The organism is Holtiella tumoricola, from assembly GCF_027857615.1.
GTDB classification, from domain to species: domain Bacteria; phylum Bacillota; class Clostridia; order Lachnospirales; family Cellulosilyticaceae; genus Holtiella; species Holtiella tumoricola.
The window spans coordinates 142203-167363 of the sequence record NZ_JAQIFT010000043.1 but is presented as its reverse complement, the minus strand read 5'-3'; the positions used below and the strand labels follow the sequence as shown (position 1 = coordinate 167363).

Here is a 25161-nt window from a genome sequence, read left to right as displayed (position 1 = left end):
CTTTATCTATCCCCCTAAGATTTAAACCTATTTATACAAGCTGCACTTGGTCTTCTGTTTTAAGAATACGCTTTAAAAATGTTTTTGTTCTTTCTTCTTGTGGATTATCAAATATTTGCTCAGGTGTGCCTTTTTCTACAATAACACCATCTGCCATAAAGATTACTTGGTTGGCAACTTCTCTAGCAAATCCCATTTCATGTGTTACGACAATCATAGTTACACCATCTTTTGCAAATTGCTTCATGACCATTAAGACTTCGCCTATTAATTCTGGATCCAATGCAGATGTGGGCTCATCAAATAAGATAACCTCTGGATTAGCAGCCATTGCTCTAGCAATTCCTACCCTTTGCTGCATCCCTCCTGATAGCTGAGCTGGATAATAGTCATATTTGCCTGCAAGCCCAACCTTATCTAAAAAGGATCTCCCTATTTCATTCGCTTCTGCTTTCTTTACTTTTCTTGCTAATGTAAGCCCCAACGTAACATTTTGTAAGACTGTCTTATTGGCAAATAAATTATAATTTTGAAATACAAATGAGCTGGTTCTTCTAATTTCTAGTTTTTCCTTATTACTTACCTTTTGAAGATTATAATTCTTACCACATAAGTCTAATTCGCCTGAATCAGGCTTTTCTAAAAGATTTAAACATCTTAGAAATGTAGTTTTACCTGAACCACTTGGTCCTAAAATAACAATTACATCTCCTTTATTTACAGTAAGGTCAATACCTTTTAAGATCACATTTTCTCCAAATCTCTTTTTAACGTTTTTAACTTCTAATACAGACATATTATAAGCCCCCTCTATCACTTAATCTTTATGCTAACTTCTTTACACTCTGTGAAAAAATCCCCTCAACTTTATGGCTAAACACTTCTAACATAAGGCCTATTACCCAAAATACTAACGCCGCTGCAAGGTAAGCTTCCATATAACAATAATACGTATTTCCTGCAATTTTAGCTCCATTCATAATATCTACAACACCTATAACATTCACCAATGCTGTTGCCTTTACTAAAGATAAAATGCTATTTGTAATGGGTGGAATAACTGCACGTATTGCTTGTGGTGCAATAATATGGAAGAAAGTCTGTAACTTGGTAAGTCCTATAGCATAACCTGCTTCATATTGTCCATGATCAACGGCCATAAGGCCTGATCGAATCACCTCAGAAATACCTGGTAAACAGCAGATCGTAAGGGCAACAATAGCAACATACATTAAATTCACATCCTTAATACTAATATTAAGGTGTAGTACCTGCATAATCTTAGTAAAATTTGAATTATAAATAATAAATACGATTAGTAAAATAAGGTTAGGCGGTAACGCCTTTAGTAAGGCAAGCACTACATCAAATAACTGCTTAAATCCTCTCACTTGATACGTACGTGCCATTGCAATAAATGTTCCTACGAATACACTAATTGCAAGTGTAATCAAACTCATCATGAGATTCTGGGGAATATAAGTTATTGCTGCTTTTAAACACATCATAAAGTAATCGCCATTAATCATACACTTGCCACCTCCTCCACTTTTTTAGCTACTCTATACTTTTTAGTGATTTTATGTCCGCTCTTGCCAAAGTCTAACTTCCTATTTATATAGTTAAAGATCTGTTCCATTACAATACTAATCAGTGCAAATACAATGGCACAGCATACATAGCCTTCTAATACATGACCGGTCTTAGCACCAATGGATACCGCTTTCCCAATCATATCGATGACACCAACTAAGTATGCTAAGGCCGTTGCTTGGAATAAGGAAATAAAAATTGTGCCAAAAGTTGGTAGGGCAATACGCAATGCTTGTGGTGCAATAACATGCACCATAGTTTGTGTTTCCGTTAAACCTGCGGCACGACCGGCTTCTGTTTGACCTGTAGGAACTGCCAAAATAGCAGCCCTAATCGTTTCTCCCATAAATCCGGCCATATTAAGTCCATAAGCCAACAATACATAAACTATATTATTAATCTCAGCTATATCTACACCTAATGACTTCAAGACGGCTGGAGCCCCAAAATAGACAACAAACATCTGGCATATAACGGGTGTACATCTTATATAGGAAATAAATATGGTAACAATCTGATCGAGTACAACAACCTTTCTAATTCTAATAATTGCTAAAATACATCCCAAGGTTACCCCCATTACAAATGACCCAAGAACGATTTGCAAGGTAATCGGAAACTTTTGAATAATCGTTGGAAAATATTCTATAACTCTTCCCCATTCAAACATACTATCCCTCCTTCCTATTTCAAACACTTTATTTTTTTGAGTAGTCTTTACCTAAAATTTCTTCTGAGATTCCTTTTAATATCCCTTCTTCTCGTAATTCACGAATCGCTGTATCCACATCTTGTTGAAGTTCTTCTGCTCCTTTTGGATAGATGAAATAAGCACCATCATTATAGCCTTCTGGCGTTATATTGTAATCGCTATAAGCTAAGACATTATCGTATTTTGAATTAAATAAATTCAAATCGTATTCACTCTCGATAAATACATCATAGAGGCCATTTTTTATACCTGTTGCAATAACGGATAAGTCTGTTGCATACTCCACTTTAAGGCTACTATCAGGGTTCTCTTTGTTCCAGTTAAGGAGTATGGTCTCAGCCATTGTTCCATTTGTTGTAACAGCTGTTAATCCTTTACAACTCTCAAAATCTGTAATACCTGTTCTTCCTTTTAAATAACCTACATGGAAACTACCAAAGTACATATCAGCTTCTTCTGCATAGAGATAATTTTCTGCTCTCTCATCTGTATAGCCAAAGTGATGTACTGCCATATCATACTTTTTCGTATCCAGCCCAATAAGTAAGTTACTAAAGTCATCAGGATTAATAGTAAATTCGTATTTATCCTCTAATTTCTCTGCTACGGCACACACAACCTCATAGTCGTAACCTGCTGGGTTTTCATCATCATCTAAATAGCAAAAGGGTACAAAAATATTACCAATTCCTACTGATACCTTTATTTTATCTGACGCATCCTTTTCACTTTCCCCCTCGCTTCCTTTAGTTGTTTCTACTGTTTTTGTATCACTCTTACTACATCCACCTAATGTTAAACTCATCATTGTAATCACTGTACATACACCCATAGCTTTTACTAACATTTTCATTCTTTTCATATACTCTGCCTCCTTTGGATTTTTAAATAAACAAAATAGGCGCTAGCTCTAATCATAATTAGATACTAACGCCTTTGTTAATTTCACTTATTTTATTTATTCTTATTTTTAATGGTTATATAACAAAAAGGTGCAATTTGCTTTTTCAACAAATTGCACCTTTGCAACCTACCTATTTAATATGTAGATGTTTTCTTGAATTTATATCAAGAAGTATAGACTTAGTTTTTTTAGCTGTCAATACATTTTTTCATATATGTCATTTATTTCCTAAAATATCTTTCGCAAGAAGTAATTGAAATTTGTCGAAAAAAATGTTATGCTACCAACATTAAAATCAAATTACACTATGAAAGAGAGCTTGTTTCATAAGCTCTTTTTTAATGTTTAGAGAGAGGTATAAATATGATAAAAGTTGATAACTTATCTTACTCCTTCCCGGACAAAGATCTCTATAATAATATTTCATTTACAATAGAAGAAGGACAACACTGTGCCTTCATCGGTACAAGCGGTAGTGGAAAAAGTACGCTTATTGATATGATTATGGATCCTGAAAAATATATGTATGATGGCGACTTGGAAATTGCTCCAAATTGTAGAATCGGCTATGTCAGCCAGTTTAGTGGATTAGATACTACTAATGAAATGACTGTTTTTGAATATATTGGAGAAACCTTTATCAAGCTACAAAATGAAATCACATCTATCTGTACTGAAATGGAAACCGCTTCTGACCTTGAGACTTTACTTGAAAAGTATCAAGAAGCACTAGATGCCTTTGAAGCCATTGGCGGAGATGATTTTGAAAGTAAAATTACTAAACAACTTAGCTTGGCTAACCTTAGTAAACACGAAAATCTTATGGTTTCTAAACTAAGTGGTGGTGAGTTCAAACTTATTCAAGTTATTAAAGAAATGCTCACAAGTAAAGACCTACTCATTATGGATGAACCTGATGTCTTTTTAGATTTTGAAAATCTTAATTCTCTTAAGAATCTAATCAATGCACACAAAGGTACATTGCTGGTTATTACACATAATAGATATCTGCTCAACCACTGCTTCAATAAAATTATTCATCTTGAAAACATGGACCTTCAAGAATTTGACGGACGTTATATCGATTATAATTTCTCATTACTCGAAAATAAAATTGAACTTCAAGAACTGGCTACTGCTGATACAGAAGAAATCGAAAGAAACAATCAATTAATCAACAAACTAAGAACAGCAGCAACTAACAATTCTGAGCCTGCTCGTGGAAAAGCTTTAAAAGCCCGCGTTAAAATACAAGAACGCTTAGAAGCACGTAGAATCAAAGCACCATTCTTAGCAATCAAGCAGCCAGAAATTCAATTTGCTACAGATGAAAAAAGTGAAGAAAGCACTGTACTACAAGTAAATGGGTACAGCGTTGCCTTCAATGAACCACTTTTAGAAAATGTTAACTTTGAGGTTAAATCTACAGAGAAAATCGCCCTTATCGGTCCAAATGGTTGTGGGAAGTCTACACTTCTTCGTGCAATCTTTAAAAATGAGCATCAAGCCATTGCGTTTAGTGAAGATGCTCAAGTAGCCCTTTTATCTCAACTTCAAGGTGAAATGTTGGACGAATCTCAAACTATCCGCGAAGTATTCTTTGAAGCTGGCTTAACAACAGATGAAGCCATTCACTTACACCTTATGAAATATAGCCTTGAAGAAAAAAGTCTTCAGACTAAAATAAGCACCTTATCTGGTGGCGAAAAAAATATGCTTCAACTTGCTAAACTGTCTTTACTTAATGCTGATTTCCTACTTCTCGATGAGCCAACAAGTCATTTAGATACTTATTCACAAATCGCATTAGAAAAAGCACTTACTGACTACAACGGTGCCATTCTTATGATTTCCCATGACTTCTACTCCATTATCAACTGTATGGATGCTGTTTTGATTATTGACGATAAAACAGTTAGAAAAATGAGTATGCGTAAATTTAGAAAGATGATTTATGCAAATCATTTTAATAAAGATTATTTAGAAATTGAACAAAAGAAAAAAGATGTTGAACTCAAAATTGAGCTTGCATTAAAAGAAAACGATTTTGTTCGTGCAAATATCCTTTGTGAAGAGTTAGCAACACTTATTCAACAGCTTTAAAAAAATATATGAGTAATAAAAGGAAACCTCCTAAAACTGATCTCAGTGATAGGAGGTTTCCTTTTATTACTTTTATCTTCTAAATCTCTAAATCTTTTTCCCAACTTGCTTGTTCTAGTAACCCCTCAATACTTGAGCGGCATCTTTGGCCTCTACAAGAGCCAGCCATAGCACCTGTTGCTGCTCTTACTTTTTCCAATGTATCTGCACCATTTGCAATGGCTTCTTTAATAGCCGCGCGTGTAACTACGCGGCATGGACATGTCTTGGTTAATCTATCTTTAATTGCTTGTTCATCAATAGGACTCATAGTTATTCCTACACTTTCTGCTTTTCTTGAAGGTAGAATAACACATAAAATAATTATTATCAACTAATATCTTTTAGAAATATTTTCTGAACTTATTATTTGTTTTTTGCACGCTCTAATACAAGTTTCATTTTTTCTTGTACATACTCATAACCATTAGGTCCATGGGTTTTAGTACAGCCCATGCAGCTTTTAATACCTGATTCTAAATATGTATAGTTACCTCCGCAATCCTCTTTAAGCATATATAAAGGACAATAACAGAATAAACAATTAAAGTCTTCTATGTTGTCTATTTTATGGCAAGGAAAATACTCACATGCTTTATTTTGAAACTTTTTATAACCTTCCATCTAGCTACCTCCTAAGTGTTAGTCTCTCTTATTTTACCCTTAGAAGACCTTATCTTGCAATCATTAGAATTTATGTCTTAATATTAAGCAAACTGAGCTTCATATAGTGAACAATAAAATCCTCTTTGTGCCATTAGGCTTTCATGTGTGCCTTGCTCTACTACATTCCCTTCTCTTACAACTAAAATAGTATCTGCATTTTGAATCGTCGAAAGGCGATGGGCAATGACAAAGCACGTTTTATTCTCCATTAATTTTCGCATAGCCTGCCCTATTTGAATTTCCGTTCTTGTATCTACATTAGAAGTTGCCTCATCTAAGATGAGCATAGGTGCATCTAATAACATCGCTCTAGCAATAGTTAGAAGCTGCTTCTGCCCTTTTGAAATATTAGCCCCTTCATCACTAATGACTGTATCATACCCTTTAGGTAGTCTTTTAATAAATGAATGAATCTTAACAGCTTTTGCGGCTTCCATAACTTCTTCTCTTGTTGCACCTTCTTTGCCATAAGCAAGATTGTCATAAATCGTTCCATGGAATAACCAAGTATCCTGTAATACCATAGCAAAGGACTTTCTAAGACTCTCACGAGTGAGGTCTGTACTTAAATGGTCATCCACTAAAATCTTGCCGCTTTGAATGTCATAAAAACGCATCAAGAGATTAATGAGTGTCGTCTTCCCTGCCCCTGTAGGACCTACAATGGCAATTAACTTACCTGGTTCTACCTTTAAGGATAGATCATGAATAATAGTTTTTCCTTCTTCATATCCAAACTGAACATGACTAAGCTCTACTTTCCCTTGTACCTTTTCTTCACTTCCAAGAGCTATGGCCCCTTCACTATCCTCTATTTCATTGAGTTCATCTAGTAAACTAAAGATGCGTTCTGTTGCAGCTAAAGATGATTGGAGCTCACTCACAATATTAGCAGCCTCATTAATAGGCCCAGAAAACTTTCTAGAGTAGAGAATAAAGGAAGAGATGTTACCAATTGTCATCTTACCTGCTAAGAATAACATGGCTCCAAATACACTGATAAGAGATAAGGATAAGTTATTGATAAAGTTAACACATGGCCCTGTCATTCCACCATAATAATCGGCTTTATAATAAGCATCTACTGCCTCTTTATTTTTCTTACCAAACTTAGCCAGTACATTCTCCTCTTGAGTATAGGCTTTTAATGTTTTTTGTCCAGATACCATCTCCTCTGTAAAGCCATTAAGTAATCCAAGCTTTGCTGATCGCTCTCTAAAGAGTGGTCTGGTCTTACTGGTAATAAACTTTGTAATGCCTATAGATAAAGGTACTGTAAAGCAAAAAACTAAGACTAGGCTTTTGGAAATCACCAGCATCATTGAAAGTGCACCCGTTACAGTAATGAGTGTAGTCAGCATCTGAATCAGATCACTAGATAAAGAACCATTAATCGTATCTATGTCATAAGTAATACGACTGATAATATCCCCCGTCTGCCTTGTATCAAAATACCCGACTGGTAGTTGTAACAGCTTATCAAATACATCTTTTCTCATACGTTTTACTACCTTCTTACTTATGGTAATCATTAAGACAGATAACCAATAAGAAAGTATACTCGATACGAGATAAAAGACTATCATCCATCCTGCATAATAAAAGACTTTATTAAACTGTACTTTTCCAACACCCACTATGGCATCTACTGCATAACCTGAAAGCATAGGACCAATAAGGGCCAATAAATTGCTTCCTACAGTTAGGATAAATGCACCCAACAATAACCATTTGTATTGCATCAAATAGAGGGTTAGCCTAATCAGTGTTGCTTTTTTATTTTTTGCTTGATTCATAGCCTTTTGACCTTTTATGCTTTTGCCTCCAGCTAATTCTCCTACAAATCCACGTTGACTCATCTTAAGCTACACCTCCCATTTGTGATGCACTAATCTGTCTATAGGAATCACATTGTGCCATTAGTTCATCATGTCTGCCATAGCCAATCATTCGTCCTTCTTCTAAGACAATAATATGGTCTGCTTGCATGATAGAACTTACCCTTTGGGCTACAATAATCTTAGTGGTACGTTTAAAGTGGCTACTTAGTTCCTGACGCAACATAGCATCTGTTTGATAATCTAATGCACTAGATGAATCATCAAGGATAAGGATTTCTGGATGGGCTGCCAATGCTCTTGCAATAAGGATTCTTTGCTTTTGTCCACCACTTAAATTAGCCCCTTTAATATCTAGAGCTTCTTCTAAATTATTCGTTTTCTGCTCTACAAATTCCTTCGCTCTTGCATAAAGCAATGCTTCTTGTATTTCCTCTTCACTTAAATTTCTCCCAAGATTTACATTTTCTAAGATTGTATCTTCAAAAATCATATCATTTTGAAAAGCAACACCAAACTTACTTCGTAACTCTTGAAGTGGAATACTTCTAATATCCCTTCCATCTATTAAAATACGCCCTTCCTTTACATCGTAAAAACGTAAAAGGAGACTGACGATTGTACTCTTCCCTGCACCTGTTCCACCCAAGATTCCTAATGTCTCTCCCGGTTTTATGTAAAAACTAATATCCTTTAAGTCCTCTTCTTCACCTTGGTTATAGGCAAAGGAAACCTTCTCAAATACTATATGATACCCCTCATTTACTGCCTTATCTGTAGCAATATTTTCATCTTCATAATCCTTTAGAATTTCTATAACTTCCATATCATCTTCTAAGGCTAAAATAGTATCAATACGGTTTGCTGAAGCAATAGCTTTTGAAAGAATGATAAACATCTTAGATATAGAAATCATCGCATTTAGGATAATGGTAAAATAGGTCATAAAAGCTAAGATCTTCCCTACTTCACTTAAGCCACTATCCACTCTAAAAGCCCCTACAGTCAATACACCTACTAAGGCTAAGTTCATAATGACACTTACACTTGGGTCAATAATTGCCATGATCATTCCAGCTTTTTGCTCTTGTGCTACCACTTCATCATTGATCTTTTCAAAACGTTTCTTCTCGTAATCTTCCTTTGACAGTGCCTTAATAACACGAATCCCACTAATATCTTCTCTAACAATTCTTACAAAATGATCAATGGATTGTTGTAACTGAGTGTACATCGGAATACTTCTTTTAGATACCTTCAGCATAATCCATACTAAAAATGGCAAGGTAATAATAAGTACACAAGCAAGTACTGGATCTAACGTTAAAGTTACAATGATTCCTCCTATTAAAAGGATTGGTGCCCTTACCCCTAGACGCTGCATTCTTCCTATCATCTGATGCACATTATAGGTATCTGTTGTCAGTCTAGACATAAGTGAAGGTTTGGTATACGTATCAATATAAGCATCTGATAAGTACATTACCTTCTTAAACAAATCATTTCTAATATGCTCTGTTGCCTCACTCGCCACTTTAGATGCCATCCTATTAGCAATGATGTTAAACGAGACAGCTAAAAAGGAGCATACAATCATCATAAGCCCCCATAAATAAATTTTACTCTTATCCTGAATAGGAATAATTGTATCAATCATATAAGCCAATATCCATGGTAAACAAAGGTCCATAATAGAACCTACAAACTTGATGATAAAACCTATACTCATACGAAAATAATAAGGTTTCAAATAATACGATAAAATTTTTTGCATTGTTGTCTCCCTCCTTCACAGCTGTCATATTATTATTCGCATGTTTATTATTCTATCACAATTTAGAATTTAGTTTCAAATTTTACTCTATTCATTTCTCTAATTCTTTTAGCCATTTATTTAAGACTGGGTGCAATGCTTGTACAATTTCAAAATCACCTTCAAAATGAATATTATATAACGTCTCTGTATCCCAATCTTTCATCTCAATATAATGAGTGGTTACTTCCTCTGGGATCGGTAGCTCATAACCTTTACACATTTTAATAAGTGTTTTTAACTGATGTGTAAAGTTAGAAGGAAGACCGTTAACCTCTAATAAATGCTTAAGTGCTAACTCTATAATCATATGCGTATGAAAACATGCATTGACTAAATCGTCTTCATTTACCCCTTCATTCAAATATTCCATTTCTCTATTTAAAAACTTCAAATTCCGCCTTGCTAAAACCAACATACCTGTCATATGTTATCACCTACTTTAGAATTATATATTAGAAGATTATATCCTTTTTTATAAGGAGATAAACAGTTATCTGCTATAAGCAATTTATTTTTTTCTTATCTTTAAAGTATGATACGTTTGATTCCTATAAACTTGTATCTCATAATCTGTTCCTTCTTCTAGTTGCTTATACACCCTCATAAAGTCTTGGGTATCCACTATTTTTTCATCATTAACCTTTCTAATAACATCACCTATACGAAATCCTTGCTCTACCCACCAACCTATTGCCGGAATGTCTAAAAGGTACATTCCTTTATAATCTGGGAGCCCAGTTGCTGAACGTAATCCATCATCTGTAATATCTATGAGTTTTGCATCTTCTAGTTCATAGTAACTTTCTTCACTTCCTCCATAGATATAGACATATACAGGTGGATTAGGTTTATCTTGTCTTCCAAAATCTTGGTCCGTCATAGGAAAGTTCTTAAACCCTAACTGTAAGGCATCTGAAGTTACCTTAAGTGAGTAATCATTTGAAGAAGGCTGATTAAATACTTCCTCATCTTTGTAACACACATTATCTTTAAATCGTGTTGTATTTCCTTCATTGATGGCAATAAAGTTATAGGCTTTATAGTTATAAATTATGTTATTGAAAAACATATCTTCATTCATTGCATAAGTACAATGTATTTCAAAGCAACAACCTATAAGAATGTTATTATATACTTTACGATCAAAACCTTCTCTTGTTTTTATGCCTACGCCTAAACATAAATTATTATAGATTTCATAGTTAGAAGATCCATCATCTAAATCTATTCCAAAAGCATGATTTCCATGAATACGGTTGCTTCTAATAATAGTTCTACTTCTTGCATCTAATAATGCATAAGGGCGCTTTTCCTTTCCAAATAGCCCTGTTGTATTATATTCTGGCACAGACCAAAAGCGGTCTCTTCCCCATGAATTAAAAGGTCCATGATCACCTGTTTCTCTTACACAATCAAACAAATCGTTGCCTTCTATAATATGTCCTCCGAACGTTCCATCACTTATATTAATACCCGCTCGTGGTACATGATGAATTGTATTTTTAGATACTGTAACGTTCTCTGAGATAGAAATACAAACCCCTGCAGACTGCTTCTCATAAATCCCACTATTATAAATATAATTATTACTAATCATTATATTTCTTGGATAGTCTTCTGTTTTTGGACCAACTTCATAGTCTTCTATTGTTGTTTTATGATTTTCCCATGTAGAGGGATCTCTTGTGGCTTTTTGTAATCCTACAACTAATATACCTGATGCGCCTATATTTTCTATATCGTTATAATCAACCACATGTCCCTTGTTATAAGCTGACATCATTATCCCATTGCCACCTAAATCATAAAACTTGCACTTCTTAATATTAATCCCTTCTGCATTTTCTATGTAGATAGCACCAGCTCTAGCTATCCCCCAGTCCCCTCTTAAGGGATGCTCATAGCGCCTTGTAAAAAGTGTGCGATGAGTGCAAGTAAATGTTAATCCCTCCAAAGTAATATTCTGGATTGGTTCTTCTATAGATTTTCCTTTAAAAGTAAATAGTGTTTCTAATGTTGCACCTTCAAAGGTAGCTTGCTCTAAATCCTCTCCTTTTGGGGGATAAAAATATAATTTCCCTGTATCTGAGTCGTAGTACCATTCCCTTTCACTATCCAACTCTTCAAAAATATTTTCTACCATAACTTTTTTCCTGCTATGTCCTGCACCCCTATTATTATCACCTACCCAGTCATATATTAATTGTTGATCTACAGTCTTCCCCTTAATCCTATAAGAGTTTCCACCCCAATCCTTTTCATGAAGGGCTCTTATATAACCACCTTTAGGATTTTCCCATGTAGCTACTCTCTCTTGTGACAAAGCTTGTTCACTATATCCATTTAATATTTCATCTTCTACATAATTGGGATATCTACATAAAACCTGTGTCTTACCATTCATCAATAACATATCAAAATCATGATTCATCCCAATATCAGCTACTTTAATACCATTCTTATATGCTTTCCACTGTGTGTTTAATAACACACCCCCACTTATAATCACCTCTTCGTCTAAATAATGGCTAAAACAAATATGTAATAATGGATTCATCACTATTTCTTCATCAAATATTAAAGTATTCTTTAATCTATAAATTCCCTTCCTTATCCAGAAAATAATCTTTCCTCTATGGGTTCCATGCTCTTTTATCACTTCTATAGCCTTTTCAAAACTTTTAAAGGGTTTTTCCAAACTTCCTATATGGGTATCACATCCATCTGTTGCTATATAAAACTCTAATTGTTCATTAGGCATTCTACTTTCGCTCCTTATCATCATACAGTATAAGCCCTATTGTATGATGATATGCTCCACTAACCAATATAAAATCATAGCCTGATTTTATATTTTTATATACATTTTTTTATAATCTGTTGGCGACACACCATTTTCTTTCTTAAAAGTATTAGAAAAATAATATTGATTTTCAAATCCTAATGTATATGCTATTTCAGACATACTTTTATTGCTATAGATAATCAACTCTCTAGCTTTCTCCATCTTTAACTGATTCATATATTGCAGAAAAGTAATACCTAAGCTTTTCTTGAAAATCTTAGAAAAATACTGTGTACTATAACCAAACTCATAAGCTACTTCTTTTAAACTTATTTTCTTATCCAAATTTTCATCGATAAATTTTAAAATTTCTTCTAATGCTTCTTGTTTATAGTGATGCTTAATTTTTATTTGATCTATATCACAGGCTTCTAAATAATGTTCAAAAACTTGATACAACAAAATCTTTATTTTTAAACTATTTAAATATCCCTCTTTTTGTTCCCACACTTCTATCATTTGTTTGAAAAGAAATTCTATATAGTCTGGATCCCTAGGCGTTACAAAATTTGGTACTTTCATCACCTTGAATATATTGGTTGCTCCTGGCATGGTATTAAAATGACAATAATATTTTTCAAACGTATTCTCTTGATTCATTACAGAAAAAGAATGTCTGTGCTGCTCTGGCAAGAAATACATTTGCCCTTTCTTTGGAAAAAACTTCTCCTCTTCTAGCATAAAGTACCCCTCTCCCTCTTTGATATAGCCTAAGGCGCTACGTGGTGAAAGATAGTAGTCTTGCTTCCAGTCTTTAGAACATTTCACGTAACTTGCCGTACTTAATCTCACATTAAACTTTTGCATACACTCATTAATGATTACACTTTTCATGACTTACTCCTTATATAGCTTTAATTTCTATTTTTATATTTTTAGTGTATTATAATTTTATATTATGTAGGATTAAACTTCACTTCTTCTCCATCTATAATCACCTTATTATAAACTATATATTTCACCCCAGCCCCCCCTATACGCTTTTTATCTCAATTATAACTTATAGTATAAAATCATCCTAAAACAACAAACCACCTTAAGAAACGTCGTTATACAATCCAATCGGATCAGGCGTTTCTTAAGGTGGTTTTACCTTTTAATCTTTATAAATTATTTTTTTATAAAGTCTCCTTCTTTCATAATCATTTCCATGTTGTCTACATCAATGGCACGAATATTTTCCAAAGGATTTCCATTAATAACTAAAATATCTGCGAATTTACCTGCTTCAACTGTTCCTGTAATATCACCTACATTTAACATTTCAGCCCCTACTTTAGTTGCTGCAACAAGTGTATCCATTTCTGAAATACCTGCTTTTTCTACGAATGAATACATTTCACCAATAGCTGTAATACCATAAGGTGTTAAACTAGAGCAGAAAGAGTCAGAACCAATGGTAAGTCCAATACCTTTGCCTTTTGCTTTTCTTAAGTTTGCATAAACACGATTAAGTTCTTTTTCTGCTACTGTTGCACCTTCATATTGATCATGTACTTCTGGGATATAAGGAGGTGCATAAGTTTTGAACCATTCATTTAAGAACTGAATAGTTGGACAGAAGTAAATCCCTTTTTCAGCCATAATATCAAGACATTCATCATTTAAAGTTTGACCATGGATAATAAGATGTACACCAGCTTTAGCAGAATCTAAAGCACCGCCATAACCTTCTGCATGTGACCATACTGGAATGCCTACCATGTTACATTCATCTACAACTGCTTGAATTTCTTCTAATGTATAATGTTGATCTAATTTTTTATCCCATCTCCAGATACCGCCACCTGTTGACCAAATTTTGATAGCATCTGGGCTTTCTCTAAGTCTTCTTCTTACTGCTTTACGTAAATCCCAAGGGCCATCTACACGTTCTGCCCATGGATGAGATTGATCATTATACCAAGATGGTAATCTATGTGAATCACCATGTCCACAAGTACGTGCAAAGCCTAATCCTGTTCCTACAATACGAGGCCCTTTCATAACCCCAGCTTCAACCATATTACGGATATGTAACCCTGAACGTGAGATTTCACCAACAGTAGTTAATCCTCTTTCTAAACATTCTTTTGCTTGTTGTACAGCAACAACTGTTTTTTGAATAGGATCTTCTAGTACCCAATCACTATCATCATCTGTCAAGTTTCCGCTAAAATGAAGATGTGTATCAATTAACCCTGGCATAATCGTTTTACCAGCAATATCTACCTTTTTATAGTCATCTCCAAAGGCTTTCATTTCTCCTGCATACACAATTTTCTTATCTTCTATTAATACTAAAGAATTTTTAATAGGTGCTTTACCTGTACCATCAATTAAAAGACCATTTACAAATGCTATTTTTTTCATTGTTGACCCCCTAAATTTATTTTATTTATTTAAAGAATAGCCATTAGAGCTACTTCTTTTCTTAGTTGAAATAAGCTTAAGTACTATACCAATTGCAATCCAGCCTAAAACAATAATCCATTCTACAGCATTTAATGCTGCTGGACTTGCTGGAATAACCATAAGTGCTACGATAAGAGAACCACATAAACAAGCTGCCCCAATACCAATCTTTCCACCTGGTACTTTATAAGGTCTTGGAAGATCTGGTTCTGTTTTTCTCATTCTTAAGCAAGCAAAACTTACCATTGTACATGAGAATATAAATGCAAGCGCTGAAACATTAGTTAATGGCACTAACATTTTCTTACCAAGGAATGGCCCAAGAATGGTAAGTGCTGCAATTAGATAATTGGCTGTAGTTGGTGTACCCTTTTCAGGATCTACCTTTGCAAAAGACTCTGGTAATTGTTTTTTACGACCCATTGCAAGTAAAATACGTGTTGTTGCGCCGTAGAAAGAATTCATAGGCCCCATTGGCCCAAGTGTTGCAATACAAAGCATCACAATATATAAAATCATGTTAATACCTTTTAAACAAGCAAGTGCTGGTACTGTGTTTTGTACAAAGTCTGACCAAGGAATAATGGTACCAAATGAATAAATACAAACCATATAAAATCCACCAGCTGCGAGTAGAGCTAGCCCTATAATCTTGCCAAATCTATTCCAATCCAATCCTTCTGCTGCTTCTTCTGCTTGTTGTGGAATGGTATCAAATCCCGCATAGAAGAAAGGTGTCATAACTAATACAGAAATAATCCCTGCAAATAAACTGGTTGCTGTTGTACTTGAAGTCGCTCCATCTACTTGTGCAAATATTGGTGTAATATTGCTAGGTCCACCTTTAATAAAAGAGATTCCCATTGCTAATACCATACCGCATAATAATGCTTTAGTAAGGAACGCTTGTAATTTAGCTGCAGAAGATGCTCCTTTAAAGTTCAACCAAATAACATACCCTGCAAAACAAAGTGCTATAATCGTTGGGAATAAGTATACATCTGCCCCAAGAATGGTATATAGCTTAACTGAACGTAAAATAGGGAAAAATTCTCCAAACATGTCTGAGACTAATGTAGAGATTGCAATAGCTTCCCAAGGGCAAAGAATACCATTTCCTAGCGCTAGCAACCAACCTGTAATATAAGAAGCATTACTTCCAAAAGTTCGGTCTACATACTCTACGATTCCCCCTGAAATAGGAATAGCTGCTGTTAATTCTCCAAATACGGCTCCTATTGGTAGTAAGAAAATTGCTCCAATAAGAAATGCAATCATTGCGGCTACAGGACCTCCGCCAATAATCATCCAGTCACCAACTAATAAAACCCATCCTGTACCGATAATCGCCCCAAATCCTATAGTAAAAAAATTCCATAGTGAAAGCGTTTTTTTCATGCCTACACCTTCTGATGGCTTTATCTTTTCCATCGTTTCATATCCTCCCCTACAAATATTTTATTTTAAATCACTAAATTTATTAGTAAAAACACACTTACAAAAGGTCTTTTTCTTTTTATATTTTTGTGTATTTTTACTCGTGACTATAGTCTACTCTTTCTTTTTTTTATTTCAACAGAAGTTACATAAAGTAGACTTTTGATGTCAAAATCGGGATTTTCTTTTAAATGCACATGAGCACTTACTTTATCAGATTCTTCCTGATTTGTATTGTAAATTACAAAAATATGTTGTAAAATTCCTATCATATAACGACTGATAGAGTTGATCTTACATTTGGGGAGGGGTTACTGTGTTTTATATTGCCTTATGTGATGATAATTCATATGACTTAGAGCTAACATCTGAATATATACATGAGTTAAAAAAGGAACATTGGCAAATTGAAGATATATACATAGATAATGGAATAGAACTTGCAGAAATGAGTAAGAACGGACGACGCTTTGACCTTATCGTTTTAGATATGTGTATGGAACCTATAGATGGTATTGAAACCGCCCGTATTATTCGTCAATATGATCCTGAAGTTCCCATTATCATTCTTACGTCTTCTGTGGAATACGCTATTGACGGATACAAAGTCAATGCACTACGTTATCTTATCAAGCCTGTTAATAAAGAAGAGTTTCTTGACTTAATAAAAGAAACTCTTTTTAAAATTTCAAGACATAACAAAAAGTATTTTATATTTACGAACGAAGATGGATTAAATAAAATCGCACTAGACAATATTTATTACTTTGAGTCCAATATACGTACTATTTATTTAATAGCTAAAGACGGAACCTTTACTTTTACAGGCAAAATCAGTGAGGTTGAAGAACAACTTAAAAATGTAGGGTTTGTACGTACACACAAAAGCTATATTGTTAATTTAAAACATGTTTCGAATATTTTTAAGGAATCAATTATATTAGAAAATAAAAAAGAGATTTTATTAAGTAAACATAAAAGAAAAGAAGTTGCCAAACAGCTTTTAGAGTATATGGAGTATGCTTTATGACCATTACGCTTCAAGACTTTTTCACCTATTTCTTTTTATCTATAGCTGAAACCATCATCCTACATCAACTTTTGGTATCTTTTTTAAATAAAAATACCCTTATTTTTGAAAAGTACTTTGTAGGATTATTTGGCTATTTTATTTTTCAAATGATTACATACTTTATAGGCTGTCCTTTATTTTCTACTGCTATTTACTATTTCATCTTTACAAGCATTATTGCTACAATCTTCTTTATGGATAGTACTGAAATTAAGATTATTGCTTCTTCATTGTTTGTTATGCTCAATTACTCCTGTAAGATCTTTGGTGTCCTTGTTGCTACATTAACCCATAATCTTACACTTTCTTTACTGCCTAGTCAGATGATTTTAAATGCTAAAGCTGAAATTATAGCTTGTATATTCTTTTTAATTTGTGTACGTATTATTATTTATTGTCGCCATCTACGACTCAAAAATAATTTAATCACTTATAGTATTATTATTTGTATCTTTCCAGCAGCTGTACTTTTTTTAGCAACTAGGCTTTTTCTACATCGTCTAACAGTATTTAATCTTACGTTTTATTTTGAAATAGGATGTTTATTATTTTTTACTTCCCTCGCACTTTTTTACCTACTAGATAAAACTGTTGTGATTAAAGAAAGTAGTGAAAAATCTGCACTGATGGAAAATCTTATGCACATTCAAGAGCAATACTATAGTAAATTAGAGGATTCCCAAAAAGAAATCGCCTCTATGCGTCATGATATGAAAAATCATCTAGGATGTATCCAGTCTATGTTAGAGAGTGATCACTACGCTGAGGCAAAAGATTATATTACTGATCTCTATGCAAAAAGTACTCATCTCTCCTCTCCTGTACAAAGTGGGAATGTAATGGTAGATATTATTCTTAATCAAAGCCTGTCAAAAATGTCTAGCCATAATATCACCTGTCAAGTGAATGCAATTCTCCCTCCTACACTCCCTATTAATAACCTAGACCTATGTATTCTTTTAGGAAATCTCCTTGATAATGCATTAGAAGCCTGTAATCGTATGGAAGGTTCTTCTGAAGAACGTTTTGTAACCTTAAATATGTGTATAAAAAAAGAAATGTTATATATTCGTGTTGCTAACTCCTTTGATGGTATCGTTAATGTAACCAACAACATTTATCACACTGTAAAAAAGGGACAATACATATGTGGTATAGGACTCTCTAACATCCATAAAGTTGTTAATAAATATCATGGAGAAATGGACATTTCCTATACTGATGAAATTTTCACTGTTTCTACACTGCTTGGATTAGATTCTGATGCTTAGAAGTTACTTATAACTTAAGACTTACTCCAAAACATAAGCCACCCTATGAATAATCTTTATACTATCAAAGTAGAAAAGATCATTCTTAGGGTGGCTTATTATCTTTTTATTATTATAGGCTTATCTTCAAATTAGATAACAGCAATCATTTCTTCAACCCATTTGCATAAGTTGACAGAAGCTTTTTGCGCTGTTTCCACAACACGTTGGTGAGAGTGTTTACATTGTTGGATCCCTGTTGCCATGTTGGTAATACATGAAATACCAAGTACATCCATACCTAAGTAGTTAGCAACAATTGTTTCTGGAACAGTAGACATACCAATGGCATCTGCTCCCATACCACCATACGCTCTAATCTCAGCAGCTGTTTCATAGTAAGGTCCCATAAATCCTGCATAAACACCTTCTTTGTATTCAATGCCTAATTGCGTTGCAACTTCTTTAGCCTTTTCAATAAGATCTAATTTATAAGGCTCAGACATATCTGGGAATCTTGGGCCAAAACGTTCATCATTTTTACCCATAAGTGGATTATCACCCATTAAATTGATAAAATCTGTAATCAGCATTAATGTACCTGGGCTAAACTCTGTATTGATTCCACCACAGGCATTTGTTACGATAATTTTTTCAACACCGAGCTGTTTCATCATATAAACTGGATAAGTAACTTCTTTCATTGTATAGCCTTCATAATAATGGAAGCGCCCTTGCATAAGAAGAACCTCTACACCATTAATCTTACCAAACGCTAATTTCCCTGCATGACCTTCTACTGTAGATTGAGGAAAATTAGGAATTTCTGAGTAATCTATGCTCTTAATATCTTCTACGATATTTACAAGATCACCAAGACCTGATCCTAAGATAACAGCTATTTTAGGTTGATTGCTTACTTTTGATTGAACATATTGTACTGATTCCATAACTTTATCGTACATATTAAAAGCCTCCTTGAAGTTGGTTTATTAGATTTACCTTATTATATAGTATATGTTTCATCTTTTCTACTTCCTATACCCTACTTTATTTTTATAAACCTTACAAGTTAAAACTCCTCATAAAAACTAAGCCACCTTAAGTTCAATCTTACTGTTCTTAAGGTGGCTTAGTTTTCTTTTAAAATATATTAGAATACTTGGGGGTATTCATTACATAATAAACGATAAGGTGCTTCATCTTCTTCTATTTCTGGGAAACGACCTATGGCTTCATAAAATCTATTATCTGTATTGTCATCATTACACATAGACACTTCGCCTAATAATACAGGTCCTGTGCCTTCTTTTAACCTAAAATTATGATACATATAAGGTGGAATAGTTATAGAATCTCCTGGGCGTAATAATACTTGTGTTCCTGCTGGAACAACCTGTTCCTTTCCATCACAATGAATCGTTACTGGTTCATTCGATAAACCTTCCTCTTCATCAGCATTGTAAACTTTGATAAATACGTCTCCACCACCTTTATTAATGATGTCTTCTATCTTACTCCAATGAAAATGCATAGGTGCTGTTTGCCCTTCTCGGATATAAAGTAATTTTTCTGCATAGGGTTTCTTGTACAGATTATTTTTTACATTACCATTTCTAAGAGTAATAAGAGAAAATCCAACTTCATTAAATTTTCCAAGACCAAAATCAGTTATATCCCAACCTAGCATATTATCCCGTACTTCATCGTATTCTTTACCTTTATTCTCCCATTCCTCTGGTGTAAAGTGACAAAACTCAGGTAAATAAATACAATATTTTTTTAGCATAGCTTCCATCTCTTTTAGAGCTTTATTAATCTCTGAACGCTTCAAGTTTTTCCCTCCTTGGCCATTTATATATTCTATATATAAAATAGTTTTCTTACTTACAGTTACTATATTGTTTGTACACATCCATCACTTCTTGATAAGAACGCATCCCAGCTGTCCCACTAACCTCAGATAGAGAACAGGCTGCACATGCACATCCTAACTGCATTGCTTCTTCTATCTCCTGACCTTTATAAGCTGCATAAAGTACTCCACTACAAAATGCATCTCCTGCACCTGTTGAACCTTTAATATAATTTTTAGACAGTTTTAAACTATTCACCTTAAAAATGGTTTTTGTCTTACAATCCATCCCATAACTACAGGTAGGTGAATGAATAATAGCCCAAGTTGAAACACCAAATCTCTCTAACTCATACAATGCTTCATGTATATTTTCTTCGATCAATCTATCATTCTCTAATAAAGATAATCCTGTAATAACTTCAGCTTCTACTTCATTAATAGTGCAGTAATCTGTATACTTAAGGGCTGCTTTCACTATATCTCGCCCACGCTCGCTAGTCTCAGATACCATATCAATTGATGTTTTCATATTTCTCATTTTAGCATCATGAAGTATTTTGGCACCATGTGTACCATATATAGGATCAGGAGCATCGACTTTTTCCATTAGCAATAAATATTCTAGGTGAAAAATATCAGCATCTACCTCTTTCCAGTTAATGTAGCTCTCATCATATAAATCACTCGCTGATGGTAAATAAAAGAAAGTGCGCTGTTGATTATCTTGTGCATTCATCACCATTGTAAAGGAACTATCCCCTTCTTCTGTTATGTTGTCTTGCAACACATTTGGGTATTGACCTAATGTCTGTTTGACAAATGCACCATAATTGTCCTTACCAATAATAGCACTTACTTTTACTTGTAAAGAAGAATCCAGCTTTGCTAAATCCAAAATCAAGTTGCCTGATCCTCCTATATCCATCTTTTTCCCTCTAATGTTCACCAATTTACCTTGTTCAGGATAAGTGTCAATCAAAAAATAATTATCTACTAGCAAGGTACCGGCAACTGTAATCCCTTTTCTATTCATGTTCTCTACCCTCTACCTTATGTTTTTTTCTCATCTAAATCATACTGAACATACTTATTGCTTCTTTTACATTTTCCTTCATAGCATCTATACCCATTAAGGCAATATCATGGAAGAAAATATTATCTTCCCTATTCATCTCATCTAATTTCTCTTTAACAGCTTTACCACCTGCTAATGTCATATAAGTATAATAATTAATCTTACGCACACCATTCTTTATAGCTGTTTGAAACTCTTCTTTACTTAATCCTGATCCTCCATGCATAACAAATGGTATATCTATTTGTTCTTTAATCTGGGTAATTCTATCTAAATCTAGTACTGGCTTAGTTGTATAAATCCCATGAGTCGTTCCAAAAGCAATGGCAAGGGCATCTACACCTGCTCTTTCTACAAAATCCTTAGCTAATACTGGATTGGTATATACATCTTCAAGATTCTCACAATTTTCTGCTGTTTCTGCTTTTCCTGATGATTCACCTACACCAATATCTGAAGCAAAAATATGTCCCAATTCTGCTTCTACAGTTACCCCTACACTATGAGCAAGCCTTACAACTTCCGCTGTTGCTTTGACATTACTTTCATAATCATCAGAGGAAGCATCAATCATTACAGATGTAAAACCTAGTTGAATTGCTTTAATACAGCTCTCTATAGATGTTCCATGGTCTAAATGTACACATACTGGAACTTTTGCTTTCTTAGCAAAATAAAGCATAATATCTGCTGCAATTTCCATAGAAAGAAGTGGACTGTGAACCTCTGCATAGTTAAGGATAACACCTTTTCCCATCTCTTCTGCTGCCTGAACAATTGCCATAGCTGATTCTAAATTACATACATTAAAGGCCCCTACCGCATAACCTTTTTCAACTGCTTCCTTCATTACTTCATTTAATGTAACTAACATGAATGTACCCCCTCATATTGTGTATACTTTCTATCATCATTCTTACTTACATTTATTTCTTTTTCTTATTTCTTATGTAGTCGATGTATACAGCTAATAAAATAACAGAACCTTTTACAACATATTGCCAGAAAGAGTTAACGTTCATTAAGTTCAAACCATTGTTAAGTACACCAATGATTAGTGCACCAATGATGGTTCCACCTATTTTTCCATAACCCCCAGCCATGCTTGTTCCACCAACTACTACCGCAGCAATTGCATCCATCTCTGCGCCATCACCTGCTGTAGGTTGACCTGAATACATACGAGAAGCTAATACAACACCTGCTAAACCAGCCATTAAACCTGAATATGCATGTACCCAGAATTTAACTTTAGCAACATTAATACCTGAGAATTGTGCCGCTTGTTGGTTGCCTCCCACAGCGTACATATGTCGTCCAAACTTGGTCTTATTCATCAGAATTGCCGTTACTATTAATACAGCTATAAGAATAATAACTGGGGTTGGAATAGGCCCAATGTATCCTGCTCCAAGGAATTGCCACTCTTTTGTTACAACACGTACTGGAGAACCACCTGTATAAACATATGCTAACCCTTTGACAATGTTCATAGTTGCAAGTGTTACAATAAATGGAGGTATTGTTGTTTTGGCAACGATTGTACCATTAAGCATACCAATCATTAGACCTATACTTATTCCAATGAGAAGTGCAACAGGTAATGGTAAGTTATATCGTGCAACACATCCTGCTGAAATACATCCTGATAAGGCAATGATGGACCCTACTGATAAATCAATGCCACCAAGGATAATAACCATAGTCATACCACATGCCAAATAAAGGTTAGTAGAAATTTGACGTAGTACATTAAATATGTTTTTTGATGCCAAAAATGAATTACTTGTTGATGGATTAATTGATAAAAAGGTACAAAGTGCAAAAAGGGCTATGAGAATCCCTAAATTATCTTTTAAAAATACCCTTGAGTTTTTCTTTATTTTATTAAAGAACTTATTATTTTTTACTACAGCTTCTTGTTCCATTGACACTTGTTGTTTCATAGTCTTCCTCCCTTGCCTTTCTTATTCAGCAGCCAGCTGCATAATCTGTTCCTGTGTTACATCTTTGTGCTCCAAACACCCTTTTACTTTTCCATAGGCCATTACATAAATACGATCACTCATATTAATAATTTCTGGAAGCTCTGAAGAAATCATAATGATGGACATACCATCTTTAACTAAATCATTCATGATAGAATAAATTTCTGACTTCGCATGCACATCTACACCACGAGTGGGTTCATCTAAAATCAATACCTTAGGATGCATTGCCAACCATCTTCCAATCATTACTTTTTGCTGATTCCCACCAGATAAATTACCAATTTCTTGATCTAATGTCGGTGTTTTAGTATGCATCATATCAATATATTTTTGTGTAATTTCATCCTCTTGATCACTATCTACAAAAATACCTTTTATAAACTTCCCAAGTACCTCTATCGTAGAGTTATATCTTACACTCTGAACCTTATATAAACCTTCTTGCTTTCTATCTTCAGGCACCAGTGCTATGCCTGCTTTCATAGCTGCTGTTGCAGAGGCTATTTTTACATTCTTTCCCTCTAGAATAATATCTCCTTTATAGTTTTTGGTTAGACCAAAGATACATTTCATAAGTTCACTTCTTCCAGCTCCAACTAAGCCAGCAAATCCAAGAATTTCACCTTTTTTAAGATGGAAAGAAGCACCTTTTACCATATTCCCATCATCAATATTTTTACATTCTAAGATAGTTTCTTTTGCCTCTTGATAATCTCTTGTATAGTAATTTGATAATTCACGTCCAACCATCATAGCAATTAAGTCATCTTTTTTAACTTCTTTAACAACTTCTGTGCCAACATAAGTACCATCTCTAAGCACAGTTACCCTATCACATATTTCATCTAACTCACTCATTTTATGAGAGATATAGATAATGCCTACCCCCTTGGCAGTTAAAGCTCTCATAGTCTCAAAAAGGAACGCTACTTCCTTATCTGAAATAGAAGAAGTTGGTTCATCCATAACGAGAATTTTAGAATTAAAAGATATTGCCTTCACAATCTCGACCATCTGCTGCTGTGCAATGGTTAAATGACTAATCAAATCTTCTGCATCTATGTGCATTTCGTATGTATCTAATAAAATCTGTGCTTCTTTGTTCATTTTATCTTTATTAACAAATCCAGCAACTTTGGGTTCACGCCCTAAAAATATGTTTTCAGCAACGCTCATATGAGGTACTAGCACTAACTCTTGATGAATAATAGCAACCCCATTTGCATGAGCAGAATGTACATCATGGATATTTACCTTCTGCCCTTCAATAAAGATTTCACCTTCATCAGGTGTATAAATACCTCCTAGTACTTTAATAAGTGTTGATTTGCCTGCACCATTTTCTCCAAGTAATGCATGAACTTCACCTTTTTTAAGTTCAAAATCAATAGCATTAAGTGCATATACTCCTGGGAATCTTTTATGAATATTTTCCATTCTAAGCAATACATTATTATCCAAGTTATCACCTACTTCTTCTATGTTAGAAAAGTGCTTTATCCTATTCCTTTAGAACAAAGCACTTTCTGTATATACTTCTAACTTACTGTACTAGATTAAACTTCTAA

General features: G+C 34.1%; 22 protein-coding genes. 3 read left to right on the top strand and 19 right to left on the bottom strand.

All coding sequences use genetic code 11. From position 1 onward, the window contains the following. Window positions 1-31: 31 nt before the first annotated feature. Genes PBV87_RS10840 through PBV87_RS10825 form a run of 4 tightly spaced genes read right to left on the bottom strand, consistent with a single transcriptional unit; the run spans window position 32 to window position 3167 of the window. On the bottom strand, window positions 32-796 hold the full coding sequence (locus tag PBV87_RS10840) for an amino acid ABC transporter ATP-binding protein (RefSeq protein WP_271012276.1): 765 nt from the start codon (window positions 794-796) through the stop codon (window positions 32-34). Window positions 797-824: 28 nt separating this feature from the next. Next, entirely contained in the window at window positions 825-1529 is a 705-nt protein-coding gene (locus PBV87_RS10835; protein ID WP_271012275.1) for an amino acid ABC transporter permease, read from the bottom strand. Next, entirely contained in the window at window positions 1526-2263 is a 738-nt protein-coding gene (locus PBV87_RS10830) for an amino acid ABC transporter permease (RefSeq protein WP_271012274.1), read from the bottom strand. Before PBV87_RS10830 ends, PBV87_RS10835 begins: the two co-directional genes overlap by 4 nt. A gap of 28 nt (window positions 2264-2291) precedes the next feature. Then, window positions 2292-3167 (bottom strand): transporter substrate-binding domain-containing protein, encoded by an 876-nt coding sequence (locus PBV87_RS10825; RefSeq protein WP_271012273.1) that lies wholly within the window; start codon window positions 3165-3167, stop codon window positions 2292-2294. Window positions 3168-3572: 405 nt separating this feature from the next. Between PBV87_RS10825 and PBV87_RS10820 the strand changes: the two genes are divergently transcribed. Next, window positions 3573-5312 carry an ABC-F family ATP-binding cassette domain-containing protein gene (locus PBV87_RS10820; RefSeq protein ID WP_271012272.1) on the top strand — a complete coding sequence of 580 codons (1740 nt, stop codon included), beginning with the start codon at window positions 3573-3575 and terminating at the stop codon, window positions 5310-5312. 79 nt (window positions 5313-5391) lie between these two features. Here PBV87_RS10820 and PBV87_RS10815 read toward each other — a convergent pair whose 3' ends face one another. From PBV87_RS10815 to PBV87_RS10775, 9 genes are all read right to left on the bottom strand, one after another. After that, the gene (locus PBV87_RS10815) at window positions 5392-5622 is read right to left on the bottom strand and encodes a (2Fe-2S)-binding protein (protein ID WP_053984517.1); all 231 of its coding nucleotides are present in this window, start codon (window positions 5620-5622) and stop codon (window positions 5392-5394) included. A gap of 95 nt (window positions 5623-5717) precedes the next feature. Then, window positions 5718-5975 (bottom strand): cysteine-rich small domain-containing protein, encoded by a 258-nt coding sequence (locus tag PBV87_RS10810; RefSeq protein ID WP_053984518.1) that lies wholly within the window; start codon window positions 5973-5975, stop codon window positions 5718-5720. Window positions 5976-6058: 83 nt separating this feature from the next. After that, the gene (locus PBV87_RS10805) at window positions 6059-7876 is read right to left on the bottom strand and encodes an ABC transporter ATP-binding protein (protein WP_330680384.1); all 1818 of its coding nucleotides are present in this window, start codon (window positions 7874-7876) and stop codon (window positions 6059-6061) included. A 1-nt stretch (window position 7877) separates the two neighbouring features. Then, window positions 7878-9629: an ABC transporter ATP-binding protein gene (locus PBV87_RS10800; protein ID WP_271012271.1), complete on the bottom strand. Its 1752-nt coding sequence runs from the start codon at window positions 9627-9629 to the stop codon at window positions 7878-7880. 91 nt (window positions 9630-9720) lie between these two features. After that, window positions 9721-10095 (bottom strand): HEPN domain-containing protein, encoded by a 375-nt coding sequence (locus tag PBV87_RS10795; protein WP_053984520.1) that lies wholly within the window; start codon window positions 10093-10095, stop codon window positions 9721-9723. An 84-nt stretch (window positions 10096-10179) separates the two neighbouring features. After that, the gene (locus PBV87_RS10790) at window positions 10180-12432 is read right to left on the bottom strand and encodes a PDZ domain-containing protein (RefSeq protein WP_271012270.1); all 2253 of its coding nucleotides are present in this window, start codon (window positions 12430-12432) and stop codon (window positions 10180-10182) included. 87 nt (window positions 12433-12519) lie between these two features. Then, window positions 12520-13350 carry a helix-turn-helix domain-containing protein gene (locus PBV87_RS10785; protein WP_271012269.1) on the bottom strand — a complete coding sequence of 277 codons (831 nt, stop codon included), beginning with the start codon at window positions 13348-13350 and terminating at the stop codon, window positions 12520-12522. Between the two features lie 276 nt (window positions 13351-13626). Then, window positions 13627-14868 carry a metal-dependent hydrolase family protein gene (locus tag PBV87_RS10780; RefSeq protein ID WP_271012268.1) on the bottom strand — a complete coding sequence of 414 codons (1242 nt, stop codon included), beginning with the start codon at window positions 14866-14868 and terminating at the stop codon, window positions 13627-13629. Window positions 14869-14889: 21 nt separating this feature from the next. Next, window positions 14890-16341 carry an APC family permease gene (locus tag PBV87_RS10775; protein ID WP_053984526.1) on the bottom strand — a complete coding sequence of 484 codons (1452 nt, stop codon included), beginning with the start codon at window positions 16339-16341 and terminating at the stop codon, window positions 14890-14892. Between the two features lie 322 nt (window positions 16342-16663). Between PBV87_RS10775 and PBV87_RS10770 the strand changes: the two genes are divergently transcribed. After that, window positions 16664-17377: a LytR/AlgR family response regulator transcription factor gene (locus tag PBV87_RS10770; RefSeq protein ID WP_271012267.1), complete on the top strand. Its 714-nt coding sequence runs from the start codon at window positions 16664-16666 to the stop codon at window positions 17375-17377. Next, the gene (locus tag PBV87_RS10765) at window positions 17374-18690 is read left to right on the top strand and encodes a sensor histidine kinase (protein WP_271012266.1); all 1317 of its coding nucleotides are present in this window, start codon (window positions 17374-17376) and stop codon (window positions 18688-18690) included. Before PBV87_RS10770 ends, PBV87_RS10765 begins: the two co-directional genes overlap by 4 nt. A 131-nt stretch (window positions 18691-18821) precedes the next feature. Here the strand turns inward: PBV87_RS10765 and PBV87_RS10760 are convergent, their stop codons facing one another. From PBV87_RS10760 to PBV87_RS10735, 6 genes are all read right to left on the bottom strand, one after another. Further along, a complete protein-coding gene (locus tag PBV87_RS10760) occupies window positions 18822-19634 on the bottom strand; it encodes a purine-nucleoside phosphorylase (RefSeq protein ID WP_271012265.1) in 813 nt (270 codons plus the stop codon). Between the two features lie 188 nt (window positions 19635-19822). Next, window positions 19823-20503 (bottom strand): D-lyxose/D-mannose family sugar isomerase, encoded by a 681-nt coding sequence (locus PBV87_RS10755; protein ID WP_271012264.1) that lies wholly within the window; start codon window positions 20501-20503, stop codon window positions 19823-19825. A 49-nt stretch (window positions 20504-20552) separates the two neighbouring features. Further along, on the bottom strand, window positions 20553-21560 hold the full coding sequence (locus tag PBV87_RS10750; RefSeq protein WP_271012263.1) for a carbohydrate kinase family protein: 1008 nt from the start codon (window positions 21558-21560) through the stop codon (window positions 20553-20555). A gap of 34 nt (window positions 21561-21594) precedes the next feature. Further along, window positions 21595-22476 carry a class II fructose-bisphosphate aldolase gene (locus PBV87_RS10745; protein WP_271012262.1) on the bottom strand — a complete coding sequence of 294 codons (882 nt, stop codon included), beginning with the start codon at window positions 22474-22476 and terminating at the stop codon, window positions 21595-21597. Between the two features lie 52 nt (window positions 22477-22528). Further along, a complete protein-coding gene (locus PBV87_RS10740) occupies window positions 22529-23548 on the bottom strand; it encodes an ABC transporter permease (protein ID WP_330680383.1) in 1020 nt (339 codons plus the stop codon). Window positions 23549-23569: 21 nt separating this feature from the next. Continuing rightward, complete coding sequence (locus PBV87_RS10735) at window positions 23570-25030, bottom strand: sugar ABC transporter ATP-binding protein (protein ID WP_271012261.1); 1461 nt, start codon at window positions 25028-25030, stop codon at window positions 23570-23572. Window positions 25031-25161 lie beyond the last annotated feature (131 nt).